This is a genomic window from Synechococcus sp. R50.1, from assembly GCF_047462115.1.
Classification (GTDB): Bacteria; Cyanobacteriota; Cyanobacteriia; order Thermostichales; family Thermostichaceae; genus Thermostichus.
This window is the reverse complement of sequence record NZ_JANSIN010000001.1, coordinates 18549-40168: the sequence shown is the minus strand read 5'-3', so window position 1 is coordinate 40168 and position 21620 is coordinate 18549. Positions and strand designations below refer to the sequence as shown.

General features: G+C 60.1%; 21 protein-coding genes. 10 read left to right on the top strand and 11 right to left on the bottom strand.

Annotated features, from left to right (window positions below):
• Nucleotides 1–61 precede the first annotated feature (61 nt).
• Entirely contained in the window at nucleotides 62–1048 is a 987-nt protein-coding gene (locus NW870_RS00200; RefSeq protein WP_414357763.1) for an ABC transporter substrate-binding protein, read from the top strand.
• Nucleotides 1049–1174: 126 nt separating this feature from the next.
• On the opposite strand, the gene NW870_RS00195 is transcribed toward NW870_RS00200, so the two are convergent.
• Both NW870_RS00195 and NW870_RS00190 read right to left on the bottom strand, forming a co-directional pair.
• Complete coding sequence (locus NW870_RS00195; protein WP_414357762.1) at nucleotides 1175–1954, bottom strand: exonuclease domain-containing protein; 780 nt, start codon at nucleotides 1952–1954, stop codon at nucleotides 1175–1177.
• A 76-nt stretch (nucleotides 1955–2030) separates the two neighbouring features.
• Complete coding sequence (locus tag NW870_RS00190) at nucleotides 2031–2306, bottom strand: hypothetical protein (protein ID WP_414357761.1); 276 nt, start codon at nucleotides 2304–2306, stop codon at nucleotides 2031–2033.
• Nucleotides 2307–2554: 248 nt separating this feature from the next.
• Between NW870_RS00190 and NW870_RS00185 the strand changes: the two genes are divergently transcribed.
• The 3 genes from NW870_RS00185 to NW870_RS00175 all read left to right on the top strand — a co-directional run bounded on the left by NW870_RS00185 (nucleotide 2555) and on the right by NW870_RS00175 (nucleotide 5602).
• Entirely contained in the window at nucleotides 2555–3358 is an 804-nt protein-coding gene (locus tag NW870_RS00185) for a prohibitin family protein (protein WP_414356407.1), read from the top strand.
• Nucleotides 3359–3443: 85 nt separating this feature from the next.
• A complete protein-coding gene (locus tag NW870_RS00180; RefSeq protein WP_414356405.1) occupies nucleotides 3444–4382 on the top strand; it encodes a prohibitin family protein in 939 nt (312 codons plus the stop codon).
• Between the two features lie 194 nt (nucleotides 4383–4576).
• Nucleotides 4577–5602: an HD-GYP domain-containing protein gene (locus tag NW870_RS00175; RefSeq protein ID WP_414356403.1), complete on the top strand. Its 1026-nt coding sequence runs from the start codon at nucleotides 4577–4579 to the stop codon at nucleotides 5600–5602.
• Here NW870_RS00175 and NW870_RS00170 read toward each other — a convergent pair.
• On the bottom strand, nucleotides 5580–6284 hold the full coding sequence (locus NW870_RS00170) for a ComF family protein (RefSeq protein WP_414373186.1): 705 nt from the start codon (nucleotides 6282–6284) through the stop codon (nucleotides 5580–5582). The two genes, NW870_RS00175 and NW870_RS00170, sit on opposite strands and share 23 nt — an antisense overlap.
• Nucleotides 6285–6493: 209 nt before the next feature.
• Here NW870_RS00170 and rpsL point away from each other — a divergent pair, with 209 nt between their 5' ends.
• The 6 genes from rpsL (at nucleotide 6494) to dapB (ending at nucleotide 12417) form a co-directional block, all read left to right on the top strand.
• The gene (gene rpsL / locus NW870_RS00165) at nucleotides 6494–6901 is read left to right on the top strand and encodes a 30S ribosomal protein S12 (protein WP_011432553.1); all 408 of its coding nucleotides are present in this window, start codon (nucleotides 6494–6496) and stop codon (nucleotides 6899–6901) included.
• A gap of 83 nt (nucleotides 6902–6984) precedes the next feature.
• Nucleotides 6985–7455, top strand: a complete 471-nt coding sequence (gene rpsG / locus NW870_RS00160; protein WP_011432554.1) for a 30S ribosomal protein S7 — start codon at nucleotides 6985–6987, stop codon at nucleotides 7453–7455.
• A 153-nt stretch (nucleotides 7456–7608) separates the two neighbouring features.
• Complete coding sequence (gene fusA / locus NW870_RS00155; protein ID WP_011432555.1) at nucleotides 7609–9732, top strand: elongation factor G; 2124 nt, start codon at nucleotides 7609–7611, stop codon at nucleotides 9730–9732.
• 31 nt (nucleotides 9733–9763) lie between these two features.
• Nucleotides 9764–10993, top strand: coding sequence for an elongation factor Tu (gene tuf / locus NW870_RS00150; protein WP_011432556.1), 1230 nt, complete (start codon nucleotides 9764–9766; stop codon nucleotides 10991–10993).
• Between the two features lie 124 nt (nucleotides 10994–11117).
• Nucleotides 11118–11435, top strand: coding sequence for a 30S ribosomal protein S10 (gene rpsJ / locus NW870_RS00145; RefSeq protein WP_011432557.1), 318 nt, complete (start codon nucleotides 11118–11120; stop codon nucleotides 11433–11435).
• Nucleotides 11436–11556: 121 nt separating this feature from the next.
• The gene (gene dapB / locus NW870_RS00140; RefSeq protein WP_414349924.1) at nucleotides 11557–12417 is read left to right on the top strand and encodes a 4-hydroxy-tetrahydrodipicolinate reductase; all 861 of its coding nucleotides are present in this window, start codon (nucleotides 11557–11559) and stop codon (nucleotides 12415–12417) included.
• On the opposite strand, the gene NW870_RS00135 is transcribed toward dapB, so the two are convergent.
• The 8 genes from NW870_RS00135 to NW870_RS00100 form a co-directional block, all read right to left on the bottom strand.
• Nucleotides 12414–13331 (bottom strand): methylenetetrahydrofolate reductase, encoded by a 918-nt coding sequence (locus NW870_RS00135; RefSeq protein WP_414373184.1) that lies wholly within the window; start codon nucleotides 13329–13331, stop codon nucleotides 12414–12416. The two genes, dapB and NW870_RS00135, sit on opposite strands and share 4 nt — an antisense overlap.
• Nucleotides 13332–13408: 77 nt before the next feature.
• A complete protein-coding gene (locus tag NW870_RS00130; RefSeq protein WP_414373183.1) occupies nucleotides 13409–14920 on the bottom strand; it encodes a hypothetical protein in 1512 nt (503 codons plus the stop codon).
• Between the two features lie 299 nt (nucleotides 14921–15219).
• On the bottom strand, nucleotides 15220–16086 hold the full coding sequence (locus NW870_RS00125; protein ID WP_414373181.1) for a DUF2993 domain-containing protein: 867 nt from the start codon (nucleotides 16084–16086) through the stop codon (nucleotides 15220–15222).
• A 107-nt stretch (nucleotides 16087–16193) separates the two neighbouring features.
• Nucleotides 16194–17675, bottom strand: coding sequence for an NAD(P)/FAD-dependent oxidoreductase (locus NW870_RS00120; protein ID WP_414373180.1), 1482 nt, complete (start codon nucleotides 17673–17675; stop codon nucleotides 16194–16196).
• Complete coding sequence (locus NW870_RS00115; RefSeq protein WP_414373330.1) at nucleotides 17629–18210, bottom strand: nucleotidyltransferase family protein; 582 nt, start codon at nucleotides 18208–18210, stop codon at nucleotides 17629–17631. The genes NW870_RS00120 and NW870_RS00115 overlap by 47 nt, the downstream gene beginning before the upstream one ends.
• A gap of 22 nt (nucleotides 18211–18232) precedes the next feature.
• On the bottom strand, nucleotides 18233–18919 hold the full coding sequence (tatC, locus tag NW870_RS00110; protein WP_414356410.1) for a twin-arginine translocase subunit TatC: 687 nt from the start codon (nucleotides 18917–18919) through the stop codon (nucleotides 18233–18235).
• A 254-nt stretch (nucleotides 18920–19173) separates the two neighbouring features.
• Entirely contained in the window at nucleotides 19174–20379 is a 1206-nt protein-coding gene (locus NW870_RS00105; protein WP_414373177.1) for an amino acid ABC transporter permease, read from the bottom strand.
• 3 nt (nucleotides 20380–20382) lie between these two features.
• Entirely contained in the window at nucleotides 20383–21618 is a 1236-nt protein-coding gene (locus NW870_RS00100; protein WP_414373174.1) for an amino acid ABC transporter permease, read from the bottom strand.
• Between the last annotated feature and the right edge of the window lie 2 nt (nucleotides 21619–21620).

Sequence of the window (21620 nt, the reverse complement as noted above, 5' to 3'; positions counted from 1 at the left end):
TCGATGGGTTGCAGAAAGCAACAATCAATTGTTCTTTTCTCAATCCATCCAGAAGCCCAGAATGATGAAACGTCGCGATCTCTTGAAATACGGAGCAGCTTGTTCTGCCGCGCTTGCTCTGCCGGTGCAGCAGGTTCGTCGCGTAGAGGCGGCAACCTCCATGTCCTTTCAGTTTGATTGGAAGTTTAACGCCCAGTTCGCGGGCGTGTTTGTGGGGATCGATGCCGGTTTGTACGCAGAGAAGGGTATCGCACTTGAGCCTCGGCCCTGGTCGGATGGGGTTAATGTGGTTGCCGAGGTAGCTATGGGCAAGGCTGACTTTGCCTGTGCCGAACAGAATCTCATTCTTGCGGCTCAGGCTGATGGTGCCTCTGTCAAGGCGATTGCGACAATGTTTAAGGCCTCACCCTATGGCCTGATGACCACCCCGAACCAGTCACTTTCTAGCCTGGCCGATCTGCGAGGCAAGCGAGTTGGTGTACATCTGGATGGGCTGAAGATCATGGCGCTGGTCAAGGGGGTGAACGGCATCGAAGATATCGAGGTGGTGGAGATCCCCTACAGCAACAAGTACGAACGTGTTCTATCGGGTGAGTTTGCCGCTGTACAGTGCTACGTGATCGACGAGCCCATTGGGGTTGCGAAGCAGTTCGGCGTTGAACCAAAGGTTCTCAAACTTTCGGATCACGGCCTCCTCTCGACAGCACAGACCATCGTAGCCTCGGAGGCGACGCTGGCCGATAAACCTGAGCTTGTTCGTGCCGCTATGGCAGCAACTTTCGAGGGTTGGAAACGGGCTCTAGCCGATAAACCCAAGACGGCAGCCATGATCGTAGAAAGGTTTGTCCCTGAGGGATCCCCCTACAAGGATGTTGCCTATCAAACCCGTACTCTTGAGCTTCTCGATCCCTATGTCACTGCAGGGGGCCGGTTGGGCGAAATCGATCCCACTGTTTGGAAGAAAGCAGCGGAACTCATGATGGAATACGGAATCCTGGAGAGCTTGCCTGATCTGACCTCAACTCTGGCTCCTGGCTTCGTCAGCTAAACTCTTCCTTGGCAGATGTAGCCCAAAGTTCGGGTTCATAGTTAGTATAGGATTATACCAAATTGTGTGGCCAAGGTGTGGGTTTGGAGGGCCCCATTCGTAGGATCGTCGCCAGACCATTAGCCCTCAATCCGCTGCCTCAGCCGCAACACTTCTTTCCGCCAAGGCTTCCACCTCGTCACGGCGATACAGATAGGCTCCGCTGCGGCTAGCGCGTGCCATTAGCCCCGCAGTTTCCATCTGTGCACGGGCTTCGCGAGTAGAACAGCCCAAGATTTGTGCTGCTTCGCTAACTGGGATCCACTGCCGCCCAAAACGGGCCAATATTTGTTCTTCCGGTTCACAATACACCTGCTGCAATAGCCGCTCTGCCAGCAGCCAACAGGCCAAGGCATCGGCTGCGGCTCGGTGGGAGTATTTTCCCCCCGCCACCAGCGGCCCACCCAACTGCAACTGAAAATGTTCCACCAAAGCGGGCAAACTGCGGGAGGGCAAATCCGGCAATAACAGCCGTGCCAACTGTAGGGTGCAGAACTGATCTGGTTTCGGTCGGACAAATGGGATCCCTAGCCGCCCGTATTCCATTTGCAAAAAGCCGTAGTCGAAGGCGAGATTGTGGGCCGTCAGCGTTCCTGACTCCAGATCGGCTTGAATTTCTGGCCAAATTACCGCCGGGTCAGATCCCTGGGCCACCATCTCGGGCGTAATGCCTGTCAATCGCACAATTGAGGGGGGGATGGGAATGCCGGGATCCAACAACCAAGCCCTGTGGTCGAGAATACCTTGCTCTAGACTGGCCTTGAGCAGTGAAATTTCGATGACCCGTTGCCCAGGCACACAGGATCCCGTGGTTTCCACGTCCACAACCGTCAGGGTCTGGTGACGCAAGCGACGATAATACTGCAAAAGTTCCCGAGAGCGCACAACCGGATGGAGACAAAGACCAACCCCATCTTCGCCCGCAACAGGGATTCTTATACCCCTACACCTGCAGCGGTTCCCTGAAACAAGCGGGCAGTTGCCAGCACATCTCCAGCCAGTTTTTTAGCTCTTCCGGTTGGCCCATGAGGCTCATTTCCACCAGCAAAATGGCGGCCCGGTCGGCGGCGCCTTTGGATCCGAGACGAATTAGGGCAGACAGGCTCTCTTCCCGCCAGCAGATGGATACCCCCTGCCGGATCAAGGCCTGGGCGGCAGCGGGAATGCACGAGGGTGGCACCTGGATGTCTCGCCGCTCGTAGTCGACAGTAGGTAGCATGAACGGCAACCCAAATCTTTATTATGTTTTAATCTTCTTCCCTTTTCGCTTGTCCGTCACGGGTCTTTGCAAAGTATGAAGTAATCTTTTGTAAACTTTGTAGAGTTCTCGACATCGTTGAGAACAGTGGGCGAGCAAGCGCGGGATCTCTCGCGGGATCCCTGGAGAAAACTTAAAAGATAGCGGCGATTTCTCAGCCTCATTTCCCCACAGCCGCGAGAATGGCTGCATGCGCAGGAGATGGGGAGATGCGAGCAGAAGGTTGGGAAAGGCGAGTTGGTCGCTGGTTGCCCAAGGCCACCCTTGCCGGAGCCGTATTGATCCTAGTGGCGATGGGCAGGCCGCTGCGACTGGTGGGCAACGGAGAAAATATGGTGGTGTTCACCTGGGGAGGGGGGGTGAGCCCGATGGCTTTGCAGCCTGGTCTCCATTGGGTGCCGCCTTTTGTCTCTCGCACGGTGATTTTTGATGTAAAAACCCAAGCTCTGACCTGGAAGGACAACGACCCGACTGCCTACGCGCCGCGGCTGGTGGCCCTTTCTCAGGATGGGCAGCAGATTGCGGCTGAGGCGACCCTGCAGTTTCGCATTGTGGACGCCCCCAAGGTCTATACGCAACTGGGGGAAAATTACCTGGATCGCATCGCCCCCATCGTCCGGTCGGTCATTCTGAATGAGACCAGCGGCTTTTCTGCCCAGGCTCTGTATTCTACCGAGCGTCCGCTGCTCCAGGGCCAAATCCGCGAACGGGTGGCTCTTCTGCTGAAGGAATACGGCATCGAGGTTTTGGATTTTCTGCTGCGGGATGTGGATTTCGATCCTGATTTTGTAGCGGCCATTGAGGCAAAGACCATTGCCGAAAATCAACTGGCGCAAAAGCAATTTGAGATCGAGCAGGCCCGCCAAGATGCCCGCGCCATCATTTCTCAAGCGGAGGCAGAAGCCGGTCAATTGAGAGCCAAAGCACAGGCCCTCACCCAAAATCCGCAGTACCTAGAGGTGGTGAAAGCCACAGTACTGGGATCCCGCCTGGAAACTTTGATCACCAAATAGATAACTCAATTAGGAAATCAATCCTTTTGGCTCAGCCCCAGCTTCTTCAGCTCTTCTCACCGACCCTCGAACGGGAGCAGCCGCCATGTATCCAACAGGAGAAGCACCCCAAAGCAGAGTGGGTTGGTTAACCGTAGGAGGGATCGCCGTCTTGGCGGCCCTGGGAGTGCTCCGCGCTTGCCTGTACGTCACTTTGCCCGGACATGCCACTGTAGTTTTCAATACCTTTTCCGGGTTGCAGAAGGGGCGGGTGGAACTGCCAGGGGCCATCTTCCGGATCCCAGGGATCGAAACGCCGATCACCTACACCGTGCTCACCCGCGTTTGGGAGTTTACCAACGACCCCGCCTCGGCCAATGCCATCAGCAACGCCATCACCGTGAACACCGCCGATGGACAAGCCTTTGCCATCGATGTGGCCATTGCCCTCAAGCCCAACCTCGCCACTTTGGACGAGCTGCACGCCAGCATCGGCGAGAACTATCTTTCCACGGTGGTGGTGCCGGTGGTGCGCTCCAAAATTCGGGATATCTCCGCCTCTTTCGATTCGGAAAACTTCTACCGGAAAAGCCAGCGGGCCGCCATTGAACAACGGGCTCTGGACTTGATCCGCCAAGAGATGCCCACCGTCAACCGCGACGGCCAAACCTTGCCTTTGGTGCAGGTGGAGGGCCTGTTTCTGGGCAACCCTGACTTTCCACAAGCCCTGCGAGATTCCATTGAACGCAAACAGGTAGCCTCGATTACAGCACAGACGGCGGCAGTACGGGCGCAGATCCAGGAAAAAGAGACGGAGCGACTGTTAATCCTGGCGGCGGCCAACCAGCGGGCCATCGAGCTGAAAGGACAAGCGGCAGCGCAGAACGCGCAACTGGCGGATCTGCTGTTCTACGAGAAGCTGCAAGAGCGCATCCAAAACCCGACGGGCTCGCTGCCCCCTTTGCGCATCATCCGCGTCGAGGGAGATGCCACCGTGTTTCTCAATGTGGATCCCCATCAGGCAGCCTTACAAAGAGCGCAGTAGGTTCAGCAAAGTTGCGGAGTACAGACTTAAAAGTCTGAGTATAAAGTGTGTCCAGATGTGAAGGCGAAGGGATGTCATTCGAGTTCGTTGACATCCTACCGCCAGGGGTCTGGACTGGGATCCCCTGTGGGGTTGCGCCGAATCCGGCTGAGGGGGAAAGCTCGTACTCGATGCAAGACTAGATTTTGGCCGCCATGAACTCCCGCCTGACTCACACCCCCTTTCCCCGTCTAAACCCGAAGCTGGCGGAGGCGGATCATGTTTTGGTGGTGGACGATCAGGCCAGCAGCCGCCTCTACATCGGTGAGCTGTTGCGGTCGGCCCACTTCCGCGTGAGCGAGGCCACCAACGGCGAAGAGGCTTTGGAGGCTGTGGAGCGGCTTCGGCCAGACTTGGTGCTGTTGGATGTGCTGATGCCGAACATGAGCGGGTTCGATGTCTGCCGGCAACTGAAGGCCAATGAGCTGACCCGCCTGATCCCCGTTGTGCTGATCACTGCCCTGACCGACCGCTCCAATCGCCTGATGGGGATGCAGGTGGGGGCCGACGACATTTTGACCAAGCCCTTCGATCACGTGGAGCTGCTGGCGCGGGTACGCTCATCCATCCACCAAAAGCGCTTGAACGAAGACCTGGATCACGCTGCCAGGGTGTTGTTTGCCATTGCCCGCGCTGTGGAGAGCCGGGATCCCACCACGGGTGACCATTGCGAACGCTTGGTGGCCATGGGGGAACAGTTTGGCCGTTACTTGGGGCTGTCTCGTCAACAGATCAAGGCCCTGCGCTGGGGCGGCTACCTGCACGACATCGGCAAAGTCGGGATCCCGGATGCGATTTTGTGCAAGCAGGGCAAGCATACCCCGGAAGAATGGGAGATCATGAAGTCCCACGTCTTGATTGGCGAAGACATTTGTCGGGGCTTGCGCACCATGCAGGATGTGCTGCCGATCATCCGCCACCACCACGAGCGTTGGGATGGCAGCGGCTACCCGGATGGGCTGGCAGGCGAAGAGATTCCCCTGTTGGCCCGCGTCTTTCAGGTGATCGACATTTTCGACGCTCTGACCTCTCCTCGCCCCTACAAACCCGCCTTGACTGCCGAACAGGCCATAGGAGTGCTGCGGGAGGAAACCCGCAAGGGCTGGCGGGATCCGAACTTGGTGCGCGAGTTTTGTGACTTTATGTTTGTTACGGCCTTTAATTTGGTGGAGGCGGGATAGGGTCTGGAGGGCCGGGCCAGTCTGGAGAGGCGGCTTTTGGGGTTTGAGCGGCAACGATTACCCCGGCTACACGGATCCCGGCAGCGGCCAATACCTGCTGGGCGGCTTGCACAGTAGAGCCGGTGGTGTAGATGTCGTCCACCAGAAGAACCGGTGTGGCCGGAACTTGTTTCAGGGCAAAGGCCCCGGCCAAGTTGTGCTGTCGTTGCAGCGGGTTGAGCTCATGTTGAGCCGCTGTGGCCCGCACCCGCACCAGAGCCTCAGGCCAATGTCTCAGACCTGTCCGCTGGCAAAAGGCTTGGCTGATCAAGGCGGCTTGGTTGTAGCCCCGTTGCCGCAGGCGCTCCGCATGAAGCGGGATGGGCACCACCGTATAGTCCAAGCCATAGGCCCTACGGGAGCCTGAAGACGGCTGTCGGCTTTCCACCCAGCGGGATCCCAGCCATTCTCCCAAAACCGAGCCAATGCGCCGTTGTCCTTCGTACTTCAGGCAGTAGATGGCCCTGCGCAGCGCCCCCCGGTGGATCCCCCAGGCGTAAAGTGGCCAAGGCGAGGTGGTGACTGGCCAAGTGGCAAGGCGCTCCGCCTGCAACCGCCTTTGACAGTCTTGACAGAACACGGCCTTGGCAGGGCGCCGGCAAAGCGGACATGGAGGCACAATCCACCAATCTAACCAGCCCATCGTCTGCTAGGGATCCTTTCTGGTGTGCAGAGTCTCCTAAAAAGCTGAGGCAAGGGGGGAACGAGGCCGAAATTCAGACTCGGCCAGGCTAACAGCCCAGCAGTCCATCCCCAAGTTGACGCTGGGATCCCGCCTTGCTAGGATTCAATATCGCCGGATAATTCAACCGGATAATTTAAAATTTAAGCCGTGACCTTCTCTGCCAGCCCATGCCCACCATTCAGCAACTGATCCGTGAGGAGCGCAGCGTTGCCGCTCGCAAGACCAAGTCTCCTGCCCTGAAGGCTTGTCCACAGCGGCGGGGGGTTTGCACCCGAGTGTACACGACAACGCCCAAAAAGCCCAACTCAGCGCTGCGAAAAGTGGCTCGCGTTCGCCTCACTTCCGGCTTTGAGGTCACTGCCTACATTCCTGGCATCGGCCACAACCTGCAGGAGCACTCTGTGGTCATGATTCGCGGTGGGCGGGTTAAGGATTTGCCCGGCGTGCGTTACCACATTATCCGGGGCACCCTCGACGCTGCTGGGGTCAAAGACCGCAAGCAAGGCCGCTCCAAATACGGGGCGAAACGGCCCAAGCCGGGCCAAGCTCCAGCCGCCGCTGGCAAGAAAAAATAGCTTTGCCCTCACCCTCAACCCTCCATATCCCACTCGTCATCTTTCTTTCTGCCATCCCCATCTGAACAAGCAACCCAGCTCCTATGTCTCGCCGCAACCGTGCCCCTCGTCGTGATGTGCCCCCGGATCCCAAGTATGGGAGCCGTCTGGTTACCATGCTGATCCGCAAGTTGATGATGAGGGGTAAGGCATCCCTGGCTGCCAGGATCCTCTATGAAGCTCTGGACATTGTGCGGGAGCGCACTGGCCAAGACCCACTGCCCTTGCTGGAAAATGCTGTTCGCAACGCCACCCCACTGGTGGAGGTGAAAGCCCGCCGGGTGGGCGGAGCCACTTATCAGGTGCCTGTGGAGGTGAGAGGAGAACGGGGCACTTCCCTAGCGCTGCGCTGGTTGGTGACCTTTTCGCGCACTCGTCCAGGTCGCACCATGGCCGCCAAGTTGGCCAATGAGCTGATCGATGCAGCCAACGAAACCGGCAGCGCCATTCGGCGGCGAGAAGAGGTGCATCGCATGGCCGAGGCCAACAAAGCCTTTGCCCACTACCGCTACTGAATTAGCCTGGCGGAGCAGTGGAGACTTTTGGGATCCCTGTTCTGCCCACCCAGAGTTCCAGCGAGGTGGAGAAAAATCGGCAAAAAAGATTAGAATTGTAAAGGATTTTTTAGTTTGCCCAAGTCGCAGGGCGACGAGGATTGGGAGGTTGACGTGGCACGCACAGTTCCCCTAGAACGAGTCCGAAACATCGGCATCGCGGCTCACATCGATGCTGGCAAGACCACGACCACAGAGCGGATTCTCTTCTACTCCGGTCTGGTGCACAAAATTGGCGAAGTTCACGACGGAACTGCGGTCACCGATTGGATGGCCCAGGAGCGGGAGCGGGGCATCACCATCACCGCTGCGGCCATCACCACCCGTTGGACCAAGCGGGATCCCGCAAATCCTTCCCAGCCCCTCTCCGGCGCACCGGAGTACACCATCAACATCATCGATACTCCTGGGCACGTCGATTTCACCATTGAAGTTGAGCGCTCCATGCGGGTGCTGGATGGGGTGATCGCCGTCTTTGACTCGGTGGGCGGCGTGCAGCCTCAGTCTGAGACCGTCTGGCGGCAAGCCAATCGTTACAATGTGCCCCGCATTGCCTTCGTCAACAAAATGGATCGCATGGGGGCCAATTTCCTCAAGGTTTACAACCAGATCCGGGAGCGCCTCAAGGCCAATGCTGTGCCCATCCAACTGCCCATCGGTGCCGAAGACGGGTTTTGCGGCATTGTTGACTTGGTGCGGATGCAAGCCCGCATTTATATGGATGAGATCGGCAAAGACATTCGTCCGGCCCCCATCCCTGAGGAGATGAAAGATCTCGTGGCAGAGTATCGGGCCAAGCTGGTGGAAGCAGTGGCCGAGACGGACGAAGCTCTGATGGAGAAGTACTTTGCCGAAGAAGATCTGAGCGAAGCCGACTTGATGGCGGGTCTGCGCAAAGGCACGATCAGCGGCCAAATTGTGCCCATGCTGTGTGGCTCTGCCTTCAAGAACAAGGGAGTCCAGATGCTGCTGGATGCGGTGGTGGATTACCTGCCCTCGCCTGTGGATATTCCGGCCATCAAGGGGGTGCTGCCAGATGGCTCAGAAGTGTCCCGCCGTGCCAGCGACGATGAGCCCTTCTCCGCCCTGGCCTTCAAGTTGATGAGTGATAAGTACGGGGATCTCACCTTCATTCGCGTCTACTCGGGGGTGTTGACCAAAGGTACTTATGTGCTCAACTCCACCAAGAACAAGAAGGAGCGAATTTCGCGGTTGGTGGTGCTGAAGGCCGATGAACGCTTGGACGTGGATGAGCTGCGGGCAGGAGATCTGGGAGCTGTGGTGGGCCTCAAGGACACCACCACCGGAGACACCCTCTGCGACGAAAATGCGCCGGTGATCCTGGAGTCTCTGTTTATCCCAGAGCCGGTGATCTCAGTAGCGGTAGAACCCAAAACCAAAGCCGATATCGATAAGCTCTCCAAGGCCCTGCAGGCCCTGGCCAAGGAGGATCCCACCTTCCGCGTGTCTGTGGATCCCGAGACCAATCAAACCATCATTTCTGGGATGGGCGAGCTGCACCTGGAGATCTTGGTGGATCGGATGCTGCGGGAGTTCAACGTAGAAGCCAATGTTGGTAACCCACAGGTGGCCTACCGCGAAACCATTCGCAAGCCGGTTAGCCGCGTGGAAGGCAAGTTTGTTCGCCAGAGTGGTGGCCGCGGCCAGTACGGCCATGTGGTGATCGACCTAGAGCCGGCGGAGCCGGGTACAGGATTTGAGTTCGTTTCCAAGATTGTGGGTGGCGTTGTGCCCAAAGAATACATTGGGCCAGCCGAGCAAGGGATCCGAGAAGCCTGCGAATCCGGTGTGCTGGCGGGCTATCCCCTGATTGACATCCGCGCCACCCTGGTGGATGGCTCCTACCACGAGGTGGACTCCAGCGAAATGGCCTTCAAGATCGCCGGTTCGATGGCTCTGAAGGAGGCTGCTCGCAGGGCAAGCCCTACCCTGCTGGAGCCGATGATGAAGGTCGAGGTGGAAGTCCCTGAAGCCTTTGTGGGGGATGTCATCGGGGACATCAACGCCCGCCGCGGCCAGATGGAGGGGATGAATACAGAAGGCGGCATTACCAAAGTCAATGCCAAAGTTCCCTTGGCGGAGATGTTTGGCTATGCCACCGACATTCGCTCCAAGACCCAGGGTCGAGGCACCTTCACGATGGAGTTCAGCCACTACGAGGAAGTTCCTCGCAGTATCGCCGAAGCCATCATTGCCAAAAACAAAGGAAATGAGTAGCTGACTGAAACCAAAAAGGAAGTGATGATTCATGGCACGCGCTAAGTTTGAACGCACCAAACCCCATGTCAACGTTGGCACCATCGGCCATGTTGACCACGGCAAGACCACCCTGACGGCTGCCATCACCACCACCTTGGCTGCTTTGGGTCAGGCCACAGCCAAAAGGTACGATGAGATCGACGCAGCGCCAGAGGAAAAAGCTCGCGGCATTACCATCAACACCGCCCACGTCGAGTATCAGACTGCCAACCGTCACTACGCCCACGTGGATTGTCCCGGCCACGCCGACTACGTGAAGAACATGATCACAGGCGCGGCTCAGATGGATGGGGCCATCTTGGTGGTGTCTGCAGCTGATGGTCCCATGCCCCAAACACGGGAGCACATCCTGTTGGCCCGTCAGGTAGGGGTGCCCAGCTTGGTGGTCTTTCTGAACAAGGCAGACATGGTGGACGATCCAGAGCTGCTGGAGTTGGTGGAGCTGGAAGTGCGGGAGCTTCTCTCCAAATACGACTTCCCCGGCGACGACGTTCCCATCATCAGAGGATCGGCGCTGAAAGCCCTAGAAAGAATGACCGCCAACCCCAAAACCCAGCGGGGCGAAGATCCTTGGGTGGACAAAATTTATGAGCTGATGGATGCGGTGGACTCCTACATTCCCACGCCGGAGCGGGATGTGGACAAGCCCTTCCTGATGGCTGTGGAGGATGTCTTCTCGATTACCGGTCGGGGCACGGTGGCCACGGGCCGGATCGAGCGGGGCCGCATCAAAGTGGGCGAAACGGTGGAATTGGTGGGCCTGCGGGAAACTCGCTCTACCACCGTTACTGGCCTGGAAATGTTCCAAAAAACCCTCGATGAGGGGATCGCCGGCGACAACGTTGGTGTGCTGTTGCGGGGCATTCAGAAGAACGAAGTGGAGCGCGGCATGGTGCTGGCCAAGCCCAAGACCATTACTCCCCACACCAACTTCGAGTCTGAGGTGTATGTCCTCAAGAAAGAGGAGGGAGGTCGCCACACGCCCTTCTTTGCCGGCTATCGTCCTCAGTTCTATGTGCGCACCACCGATGTAACCGGCACCATCTCTTCCTTCACGGCTGATGACGGATCCCAGCCAGAGATGGTGATGCCTGGTGACCGCGTTAAGATGACGGTGGAGCTGATCCAGCCCATCGCCATTGAGCAGGGGATGCGCTTTGCTATCCGCGAGGGTGGCCGTACCGTCGGAGCGGGTGTTGTCTCCAAGATCCTGAAGTAAGCTGCTTTTTCCTGGCAGGGATTGAGTGCCGACGGCCCCAGACCAACTCAGTTGCGATAGTGGCGCGGAGCACTTTCCCTGCCAGCTTTTTTGAGTCCCCCTTTTTCTGGATTGCTCTCCGGCCATGCCTACCTTGACTCAACAGAAAATTCGTATCCGCCTGAAGGCTTACGATCATCGGCTGCTGGATACTTCCTGCGACAAAATCGTGGATACGGCTCGTCGTACCGACGCCGTGCCGGTTGGCCCGATTCCTTTGCCTACTCGGCGCCGCATCTACTGTGTGCTGCGCTCCCCCCACATCGACAAGGACTCGCGGGAACATTTTGAAACCCGCACCCACCGGCGCATTATCGACATCTATTCCCCCTCTTCCAAAACCATCGATGCTCTCATGAAGCTGGATCTGCCGGCAGGGGTAGATATCGAGGTGAAGCTGTGATGGATCTGCAGGGATCCCCCGCTTTCGCAGTCATTTCGTAGAGCTTGGATGAGGGCAGCAGCGGGTGACAACATCGGTTGATCCAGTCGATCGCGATAGTGGTGCAGACCCCTCTCAGGGGTTGGCAACTCCAGGAGCGGCCCAATCCCCCATTCCGGTTTTGGTGGTGGGGGCCTTGGGCAAAATGGGGCGAGAGGTGGTGCGGGCCGTTGCCCAGACGCCCGACATGAGGTTGGTGGGGGCGGTGGCCCGCTCTCAACTGGGCTCGGATATTGGCGAGGTGCTGGGCCTGGGATCCCTGGGGGTGGAGATTACCGACGACCTGCCGGGGCAGTTGCTGAGGTTGTCGCAGCGGAGCAACCGCGGCGTGATGGTGGATTTTACCCATCCTCGGTCGGCATTTGAACATGTTCGCTCGGCCATTGCCTTTGGCGTACGCCCGGTGGTGGGGACGACGGGCCTGACGCCGGAGCAGGTGGAGCGGCTGCGGGATCTGGCGGATAAGTCCGGTGTGGGCTGTTTGATCGCGCCCAATTTCGCCATCGGCATGATTTTGCTGCAGCAGATGGCCCTGCAGGCGGCGCAGTATTTTGACCACGTTGAGATCATCGAGCTGCACCACAACCGCAAAGCGGATGCCCCCAGCGGCACGGCTCTACAGACGGCACAACGGCTGGGACAATTGGGCAAAACCTTTAACCCGCCCGTTCGCGACAGCGGGACGGAGTCCTCAGTGGAAGAAAAAGAGCTGATCCCCGGTGCGCGGGGAGGGCTCTCTGGCCCCAACATTCCCATTCACAGCGTTCGTCTGCCGGGGTTGATCGCCCATCAGGAGGTCATTTTTGGTGGGATGGGGCAAACCCTCACCTTGAGACACGACACCACCGATCGGATAGCTTTTATGCCGGGGGTGATCCTGGGGATCCGCAAGGTGCTGCAGCTTCAAGGTTTGGTCTACGGGCTGGAGCAGGTCTTGAGCTAGTGGGTCAGGGGAGGGATCCCGGCCTCATCCAGAATGCGGGGGATGAGGTGCTCGGCTTTGACGGCCATCAGATGCACCCCATGGCAGATCTGGCGGGCCTGACGCACCTGTTCGGCGGCAATGCGGATCCCTTCTTCGAGGGGGTGGGCGGCGTTGGCCAGCCGCTGGATAATCCCGTCTGGGATCTGCACTCCTGGCAGGTTGCGGTTGATAAACTCGGCATTTTTGGCCGACTTGAGCAAAAAGATGCCAGCCAGGATGGGCTTGCCGGCGGGACGGCCCAACTTATCCATGAAGCGCTCCAGCTGCTCGAAGTCGGTGACCATCTGGCTTTGGAAAAATTGGGCTCCGTTTTCCAGCTTGCGGTGGAAGCGCCGCTCCAGGCCGGAAAAGCTGCCCGATTGGGGTTCTACTGCTGCCCCTGCCAACAGATGCGTGCCCCCATCCGGGAGAGGTTTGCCGTTGCAATCGAGGCCATTGTTCAGCCGTTGGATAAGCTGCAGCAAGCGCACCGACTCCAGATCGAATACGGGGCGGGCATCGGGGCAATCGCCGATGTGGATGGGATCCCCGGTGAGGGCCAACACATTGCGCAGGCCGAGAGCTGAGGCCCCCAACAGATCCCCCTGGAGGGCCAGGCGGTTGCGATCCCGACAGGCCAACTGCAGGATCGGTTCAACGCCTGCCTGATGCAACAGCAGCGAAGCTGCCAACGGGCTCATGCGGGCCATGGCTCGGTTGGAGTCCGTGATGTTGATGGCATGCACCCGCCCCTTGAGCTGCTGGGCCAAAGACAGCAGGGTGCTGGTGTCGGATCCCTTGGGGGGGGTGATCTCGGCGGTGAGCAGAAATTCCCCCCGCTGGATGGCCTGGGCGAAGCGGGACAGGGGAGGTGATGAGGGGATCAGGGCCACAATTCCTGAAGGAAAGGTAAAACGGCTGGCTTATTATCGACTTTTCCGGGAGGTTTTTCCAGACAGGTCGTCCTTTCTCAAGGCTTGGGCGAGGGAAGGGGGCTGGGCGGGGGCTGCACCCGCATTTCCCCCAGCCATATCTGGGGATCCCCCTGTTGCAGATGCTGCCGCCAATCTTGTGCGGCTGCAGGAGGGATCCCGTCCGGGCTTAAAGTCCAGCTCCAGCCGATCACCTGAGGCCAGCGCTGCGCCTCCAGACCTTCCAGCAGCGGTTGAGAGGCTTCCGAGCCCAGGGCTGGCCCGCGGATCACCACAGGCACTTCCGGGTTGAGGGCCTCAAGGCGGCGGTACAGCGGTTCAAAAGCGGCGGGATCCCCCGTTACCTGTAGGCTCAGCCAGTCCATCTCAGGGAACCGAGCCCAGGTGGACACGGCCTTGGCATCTTCTCCGTCCAGCTCCACCACCCAGAGCAAATTGGCCGGGGACTCCGTCCCGCTAACGCGAACAGAGCGCAGGGTTTGCATCAGGTGTTGGTAAGCCCGTTGTTGCAGCGAGGACTCCGTCCCACCAAAGGGCTCCCCACCGCTACCGCGAGCGCGTTCGGGATCCCCGTCGCCAACAACGACGGCCAGGATGATGGGGGTGGCAAAGCGCTGGATCCCGCGGGCCCAAGAGCGCAAGGTCTCATCGTGATCCCCATTGGCCAAGGCGGAAAGTTGGGCCGGATCCAGCCGCAGGCGCAGGTAGGGGACTGAGCCGCTTTCCCGCAGGCGACTGGCCAACTGCTGTGGAAAGTCCTGGCGGGGATCCCAGAGGTGATCCACGGCTGCCCAGGCGGGGGGTTGACCGATGGCCTGGCGATAGGCGAGGAGTTGATCCCAAGTGGGAATGCCCGGCCAAGCGACCCCGTGATACAGCCGACCCGGAGGTGGCGGCAGCGGCCTACCCCGCAGAAAGGGGGCGGAATCGGGTGGGATTGGCGAGGTGAGAACAACCTCCAGCCGCAGCGGCGGCAAGACCTCACCGGCAGGGGGATGCGGCAGGGAGAAAGGGAGGATCCAACTGCGCTCCTGGAACTGGCCTCGGATGATCTGCTGAGGGTGAAAGTCCTGGGGAGGTGGCAGCGGTTCCAGCGGGTCTTCCCCCCAGAAAGCCCGTTGGATTACCAAGCGCACCCCTGCGCCGGGGTGGATCAGAGGCGTGGTGGTATCCAGGTGAAAGCTACCCCTGAGGCGGGTGGACGTCTCGTTGGGCTCAACCCGAAAGGAGAAGGTGAGCTGGTCAGATCGGTAGGTGCCTGGAGCGGGGGAAGCAGTGGGGGGCGGGGATCCCGGCAGGCTTTCGCAGTCGGTGCAGGGGAGAATGGCCTGCGGATGGAGCGAAACGGGAGCCTCGCGGGCAGATTGCAATTGCTGGGGGCTGATGACAAAACTGGCCCAAAGGTGTTTCAGACGGGGCTCCCGACCGGGCGAGATATCGGAGAAGGTTCGGCCCTCAGGAGTGGCCGTGCGGGTGCCGGCAGCCGTGCCGTCCAGAGGCACCGTGGAAACTGGGTCGCCAGCACAGCCTCCCAAAAAAACGACCGACAAGATCAGGGGCAGCGCCCAGCAGATTAAGGGTTTGAGTTTGCAGTTGGATGGCTGCCTCTGGGAGCCCTGGATCATGGCTTCACCTCAATACACCACTCCTGCCCGGCTACCGAAGGGAGTCGATGCCGCTCTCGTCTTGTGGACGGTGCGGTTCCCGACGGGGCACCAACGCAAACGGCCAGCAAGATCCCTTTCCCTCCGGTTGCTAGAGGGATCCTCGCCCAGAGGCACACCCTTTGAGATTGATCCCGATCACACCCGTTGCTGAACGGGAAAGGTCTCCGTCCTGCCCAGGCGAACTATCCCTGCGGCACGGTTGCGACTTCTGGGTAAATGGTCAGGATCCCTTCGTAGAGGATTTGGCCGGGCTGCACCTCCAGGCGGTCAATGCGCACGCCGGGATCCAACTGAATGGGGAAATCGGCCAGGCCGGGGATGGGGATCTCTTGGCCTTCGCTCACCCAGAGGGGATTGACCAGCCGCAACCGGTTGGGGCCTTGGGCTTCTAGGCCGGTCAGCACCGTCACCGGCGCTTCCACCCCTTCGGGAGTGGTCAGGTTAGCCTGGATGCGCAGCCGACCCTGTTCCAGCGTGACCTGAGGCTGGCGGATGAGAAAGGGCACCACTTGGCCCCCAACGGGCAACTGCACCTGGGCCTGGGCCAGTTGGGCTTGGATGAGGGGAGCCTGAAGGGTGCGGTTCAGGTCTTCCTCGGTGAGGCGTAAACTCACCTGCACCGGCACAGGGGCCAATAGCCGCAGCGGGCTCCGTCCCTGGATGGCTTCGCCCACATTGAGGCGAATATCCTGGCCCCGCAGCCGCAGATGGCTGACCTGAAAGCCTTGATAGCTGAGGTTGTCTCCCGACACCTGGGCCTGAGGGATCTGCCCATTCAAAATCTGGGCGTCAGAGCCGGCAATCTGTACCTGCAGGTTATCGACCCTCCGCACCTCAGAACGGATCCAAGCCGCCACCAAAGGGCTGAGAAGGGATCCGGCAATTTGGGCAAATCCGGGCCAAGGCCAAAACATGGTGGGTAGGCTGAGCAGCAATGCAAACCCTAGCCGCTGCCCCGCTTGCGAGAGCCGTTGGCGGCGACAGGCTGCCGATTGGGCTTCGAGAGGAGACGGATCTGGAGCAGGCCGATGGCAAGACGTGAGCAGCACTGGATACCTCAGGAGCAACGACAAGCGATGGTTTCCACCCGAACTACAACCAGACTAGGGCAGGACTTCTCTGCCGAACAGAGGGATCCCCCGCACACTTGGAGAGGCTATCCATCCGTCAACTGCCACCAGAGATACCCCAGCCGCAGGTAGTGAAGCCGTAGCCAGGGCAAAGGGAAAGAGCGGGGCGGCTGGCGAAACAGAGCGCTCATCTGAGAAGGGATCCCGGCGATCTCCTGGGCCAGCATTTTGCCCGCCCACACTGCTGTGGCCACACCGCTGCCGTGATAGGCCAAGCCGTACCACAGGCTGGGATCCGCCGGCGAAGGGCCAATATGGGGGTGAAACTGCCGAGAAAGGCAGACCAGTCCATTCCAGGCGTACTCGATCTCCACCCCTTCCCAAGCAGGGAAAAGACGATAGAGCTGTCGGGTCATCCAAGTGCGCAACTGCTGTCGCTCCGTCGGGGTATCGCGGGTGCCACCCCGTCCCCCAAACAGCAGACGCCCATCCGGCAGCAGACGGTAATAGAACAGCAGCCGCCGCATGTCGTAGAGCGGCGTCGGATCCCACCACCCCTGCGCTTTCTGCTCCTGAGGCGTTAGAGGTCGGGTGACCAGGATGTTGGACAGTGCCGGCAACAGGGATCCCGCCAGTTGGGGATACAGGGCCTCTGGGGTGTAGCCATTGGTGGCAATGACCAAGTGCCGAGCGCGCACCGTTCCTCCCGGCGTGTGACAGATGTGTTGGGATCCCACCTTTTCCCAGGCCATGACCGGACTGCCGCTGTACAGTTTTGCCCCCCACCGGTGGGCTGCTTGGGCCAGCCCTTGGGTGAGCTTGAGGGGGTTGAGGCCAAACCCCACCCCGATGTGCAAAGCACCGTGGTTCTCTTGGCTGTCGAAGCCGCGTTCCCGCAGCTCTTTGGAGTTGAGAAGCTGGGCCGGGTAGCCCGCCACCTGAGTACAGATCTGGTACTCGGCCTCCAATTCCGACCACGCCTGGGGACGATGGGCCACTGCGTAGCAGCCCTGTCCCTGGGCCTCTAGGGAGAAGCCCTCGCTGGCCGCCAGCTCCTGAACGGTTTCCACTGCCTGCCATTGATCCCGGTAGTAGCGCTCTGTCTCTGCCAGGCCCACCCGCCGCACCATCTGGGTGTGGGTAAGGTGGCTCGACCCCACCCCGCAAAAGCCACCGTTGCGTCCCGAGGCCCCCCAACCCAGGGATCCCGCCTCCAGCAGACAAGCATGGATGCCGTGGTCGCGGGCCAGGTGCAAGGCCGTCGATAGCCCCGTCAATCCTCCCCCCACAATGACCACCTCCGCGCCCACCTGCGCTTGCAAAGGTGCCGGATGCCGCCAACCGGGATCTGCTATCGTGCTGTCCCAGTAGCTGCCGACCGGGCAGGCAGGATCGTAGGTGCTGGCAGGATAAAGGCCCTTTCTCATACGAGCAATGGGAAGAACATCTTGCTGGGCAACGCCGAAGTGCTCGGTACCGCTGAGGCGACCGGTCGCAGGACAAATGCTGAAGGGGATCCCCTCACTCCTGGGCAACGCTGTCGCAACCGGCAGCAGCGGCCTCCACATCGGCAGGGGTATTGCAGTCCAGGAAGATCTCAGGAGTGTAGAGCTCCACCTCCTGTACCCGCCTGCCCAGATCCTGCAACAACCGGCGCAGGCCCAGGGTTTCTTCTCGGAGATCCAACAGCTTTTCCCGCAAGCGCCTGTCGATCAGGGTAGGGTGCCCCCGTCGCCCTCGATGCACCGGCACAGTAGCCCAAGCGCGGTGGCGCAGATGGTACTCCAGCAAGCTGTGGTAGATCCACGCCGGGCGGGGCTGATCCACCGCCGAAATGGCCAGCACCTGAAAATCGGCAGGGATCCCTTCCACCCCTACCCGAATGGAGTGGGTCTTGCCCAGCTCAGGAGCCGGATTGACCAGCACCTCTGCCCCTGCCAAGTGGGGTTGGGCTGCCGCCAAATGCTGGGATCCCAGCACCACCCAGGGTTGAAACCCCGCCTGTCGCCACTGAAAAATCTGGTAAGAGAGCAGGGTTTGCCCGTCTTTCCAGGGCAGAAAGGCTTTCGGCTCTCCCATCCGCGTGGAAAACCCAGCCGCCAAGATCAGCGCATGCAGCTTCGGCTCATTTGCCAAGGAGCTTCACCAGCAGAATGCCAAACAAATATAGAAACGTCACAGCCCCGGCCAAAAGGCTCTGGGTGAGGGGATCCGTCGAGGGGGTGAGAATGGCCCCCGCCACCACCGCGCCCAGAACCACATAGCGCCAGCCCTTGAACATCTGCTCGGCAGTCACCAGCCCCAGCGCCCCCAGCAGCGCCTGCAAAATCGGCACCTGAAAGGCCAGGCCGGTGCTGAACAGCAGCAGCAGCACAAACTCAAAGTAGCGGTCGATGGACCAAGCCTGATCCACCACCCCTTCGCCGTAGCGGATGAAAAAGTTAAGCGCCGCCGGAATGAGGAGATAGTAGGCAAAGACCAAGCCGGCCACAAAGAGAAGGCTGGATCCCAGCACCACCGGCCCCAGCAGCTTGCGCTCCTTCACGCTCAGCCCCGGCAAGACGAAGCGGGCAATTTGGTAGAGCAAAAAGGGTGTGGCCAGCAATAGCCCCGAGTAGGCCGCCACCTTCACAGAAACGAAAAAATACTCCCCCGGCGCCAGTTGCAAAAAGGTAACCCCCCGAGCGGGCACCTCCAGCAGGGCGACAATGCGGTTCACCACGGCAAAGCAAGCGATGATGCAGATCACCACCGCGATCACGCTGGCCAACAGGCGGCTGCGCAGCTCTTCCAAGTGCTCCATCAAGGTCATCTCGACCTCGTAGGGAAACTCCGGATCCCGCACCCGACCAGACTCAGGGGCCGCCGCGGCTTGCTCCGGGGATTCGGTCTCAGAGGCAAGGGTCATGGGCCAAGGTGTAACGAGACGTTCCCCGCTATCTTAGCGCTGCCCCCTCTCCAGGGAAAAGCACTTGTCGAGCCGCTATAGGGGGATGTAGCCCTGGCCTGTTAAGGGGATCCCGGGGCCTGAGCAGATGAAACTGGGAAGGGGAGCGGTTGCAGTTTTTAGCGCTTGCCCAAGCCCAGCGCCTTTTCCACCTGCTGGGCGGCGTAAGCCATGGCAAAGCAGCAGATAAAGTAGATCAGGCCGATAAAAAACAGCACTTCCCGCTGGGTGCCCAGCCAGTTGGGGTTAGTGAACACCACCCGCCCCGCCTGCAGCAGGTCGATGAGGCCGACAATGAACACCAGTGACGTGTCTTTGAAGAGGGTGAGGAACTCGTTCACCAGCGCCGGAACAGCTGCCCGCAACGCCTGGGGCAAAATCACCAAAGCGGTCACTTGAAAGGGGTTCAAGCCCAGCGCCCGTGCCGCCTCCAGCTGGCCCAGCGGGATTGACTGCAGGCCGCCCCGCACGTCCTCGGCCACGTACACGGCTGTAAACAAGATGAAGGCCACCTCCGCCCTGATGATCAGGTTGACGCTGATCCCCCCCAGAAAGAAGGGCACCAACAGCCAGGCGGCAAACAGAATGGTGGTCAGGGGCACCCCCCGCACCAGCTCGATCACCAGCGTGCAGAAGATCCGGATTACCGGCAACGCCCGATTGGCCCGGCCCAACGCCAGCAACACCCCAATGGGGAAGCCGATGATCATGGCGGCTGCCGCCAAGATCAAGGTCAGCAGCAGTCCAGACAGTTGCTCGGTTCGCACTGCCGGCCAATTGGGGCCCAGGTCGCCCAGCAGCAGCTGCAGACAGAGGGGCAAGATCAGGGCCCAAACCCAGATGGAAGCCAGCCGCCAGGATTCCCGTCCCCGACTGAGGGCAATAGCGGCAAAAGTGACGCCAGAGCAAACCGCCAGCCACCCCTGCAACTGGGTTCCCAAAGGCAGGAACGCGGCCAAGCCCATAGCAGCTCCCAAGAGAATGAGGTAGTGCAGCAGCACACCGCCCCAAGCCCCCCCCGCTACCCCCAAGGTGGCCAGCACAATTCCCAACACCGCCCACACCCGCCACAGTTGGCTGCTGGGGTAGGTGCCGCTGGCAAAGATTTTCAGGTTGGCCGGGATCACTTCCCAGCGGGCTTGGGTGAACGCCCAGTTCCAGAACAGGGAAATTGCCCAGGCCAACACCAAGGCAGAGACCAAGGTGAGCAAGGTGCTCAGCCAGGAGTCGAACAGGTTGCGGCGCACCCAGGCCAGAGGACTTTGTTTCTCCCTGGGGGGGAGTACCTTTTCTTCTACAAGGGGGGAGGAGAGACTGCTGGGCATGGGTTAGCGCTCCACCAATTTGACGCGGGCATTGAGCCAGTTCATGCCGTAGGAAACCACCAGGTTGAAGGTCAGATAGGTGGCCATGAGGATGGCGAACATCTCCACCGAGCGTCCCGACTGATTGATGATGGTGCTGCTGATGTTGAACAGATCGGAAAAGCCAACGGCAATGGCCAAGCTGGAGTTTTTGATCAGGGTGAGATACTGAGTGTTCAACGAGGGGATCATGATCCGCAGGGCCTGGGGCACAATCACCAAGCGAAAGGTTTGCAGCTCCGACAGGCCGACGGCCCGGGCTGCCTCCCACTGCCCCCGCGGCACCGCCAAAAAGGATCCCCGCACCACTTCGGCAATGTAGCAGCCGGTGTAGGTCACCAAGCCCAGCATCATGGCGGTAAACTCCGCCGAAAGCTGGATCCCACCCCGGAAGTTAAAGCGCTCCAGTACCGGGACATCCAGCCGCACCGGCGGCTCTGGGAAGAGCACCCAGCAGGCCACCGCCAGCAGCGCCACCCCCGCAGCCACCCACAGGTTCCGCTGCAGGGATCCCAGCTCGGGGCGACGGGCCAGGAGCAGCTTGCGGATCCCCCACCCAGCCGCGATTACAATGGCCAGCGCGGGAACCAGCCAGCCGCTGGGATCCAACCCGGGCAGCTTCACTCCCCGCTGGTTGATAAAGACAAGCCCGCCGATGGAGAGACTGTTGCGCACCCCCGGCAGGGTGAGGATCACCCCCTGGTACCAGAAGATCACGATCAGCAGCACCGGGACATTGCGAAAGATCTCGGTAACAACGGTGGCCAGCTGGCGGGCCAGCCAGTTGCTGGAGAGGCGAGCCATCCCCAGGACAAAGCCCATCGCCGTCGCCAACACAATGCTGACTGCCGACAGCCAGAGGGTGTTCACCGCTCCCACCGCCAGAGCCTTCAGGTAGCTCTCGGAAGGGTCGTAGGGGATAAGCCCTTCGGTGATGCCGAAGTTGGCGGAGTTGCCCAGAAAGCGAAAGCCCAAACTGATGCCCAGGCGGCGCAGGCTGGCGAGGAGGTTCTGAGCAAGGATCCCGCACACCAGCAGCACGGCCACGACAAAGGCCACCTGCAGCAAGAGCTTCAGGATACGCTCATCCCGCCACCAGGGGGGGCGAAGGTGGGGCTGGTCGGACAGAGAAGTCATGCGGGGCAAGCAAAAATTCAGAGCACAGCAGAGAATAGGGGATCCCTGGCCGGTACTGACCAACC

Excerpts from the sequence above, each read along its gene's own strand:
- NW870_RS00170 (WP_414373186.1), bottom strand. The coding sequence starts at position 6,284 with ATGGGCTGGTTAGATTGGTGGATTGTGCCTCCATGTCCGCTTTGCCGG.
- tatC (WP_414356410.1), bottom strand. The coding sequence starts at position 18,919 with ATGACCTTGATGGAGCACTTGGAAGAGCTGCGCAGCCGCCTGTTGGCC.
- NW870_RS00180 (WP_414356405.1), top strand. The coding sequence starts at position 3,444 with ATGTATCCAACAGGAGAAGCACCCCAAAGCAGAGTGGGTTGGTTAACC.
- NW870_RS00200 (WP_414357763.1), top strand. The coding sequence starts at position 62 with ATGATGAAACGTCGCGATCTCTTGAAATACGGAGCAGCTTGTTCTGCC.
- rpsG (WP_011432554.1), top strand. The coding sequence starts at position 6,985 with ATGTCTCGCCGCAACCGTGCCCCTCGTCGTGATGTGCCCCCGGATCCC.
- NW870_RS00185 (WP_414356407.1), top strand. The coding sequence starts at position 2,555 with ATGCGAGCAGAAGGTTGGGAAAGGCGAGTTGGTCGCTGGTTGCCCAAG.
- rpsJ (WP_011432557.1), top strand. The coding sequence starts at position 11,118 with ATGCCTACCTTGACTCAACAGAAAATTCGTATCCGCCTGAAGGCTTAC.
- tuf (WP_011432556.1), top strand. The coding sequence starts at position 9,764 with ATGGCACGCGCTAAGTTTGAACGCACCAAACCCCATGTCAACGTTGGC.
- rpsL (WP_011432553.1), top strand. The coding sequence starts at position 6,494 with ATGCCCACCATTCAGCAACTGATCCGTGAGGAGCGCAGCGTTGCCGCT.
- NW870_RS00190 (WP_414357761.1), bottom strand. The coding sequence starts at position 2,306 with ATGCTACCTACTGTCGACTACGAGCGGCGAGACATCCAGGTGCCACCC.
- NW870_RS00120 (WP_414373180.1), bottom strand. The coding sequence starts at position 17,675 with ATGTGGAGGCCGCTGCTGCCGGTTGCGACAGCGTTGCCCAGGAGTGAG.
- NW870_RS00175 (WP_414356403.1), top strand. The coding sequence starts at position 4,577 with ATGAACTCCCGCCTGACTCACACCCCCTTTCCCCGTCTAAACCCGAAG.
- NW870_RS00105 (WP_414373177.1), bottom strand. The coding sequence starts at position 20,379 with ATGCCCAGCAGTCTCTCCTCCCCCCTTGTAGAAGAAAAGGTACTCCCC.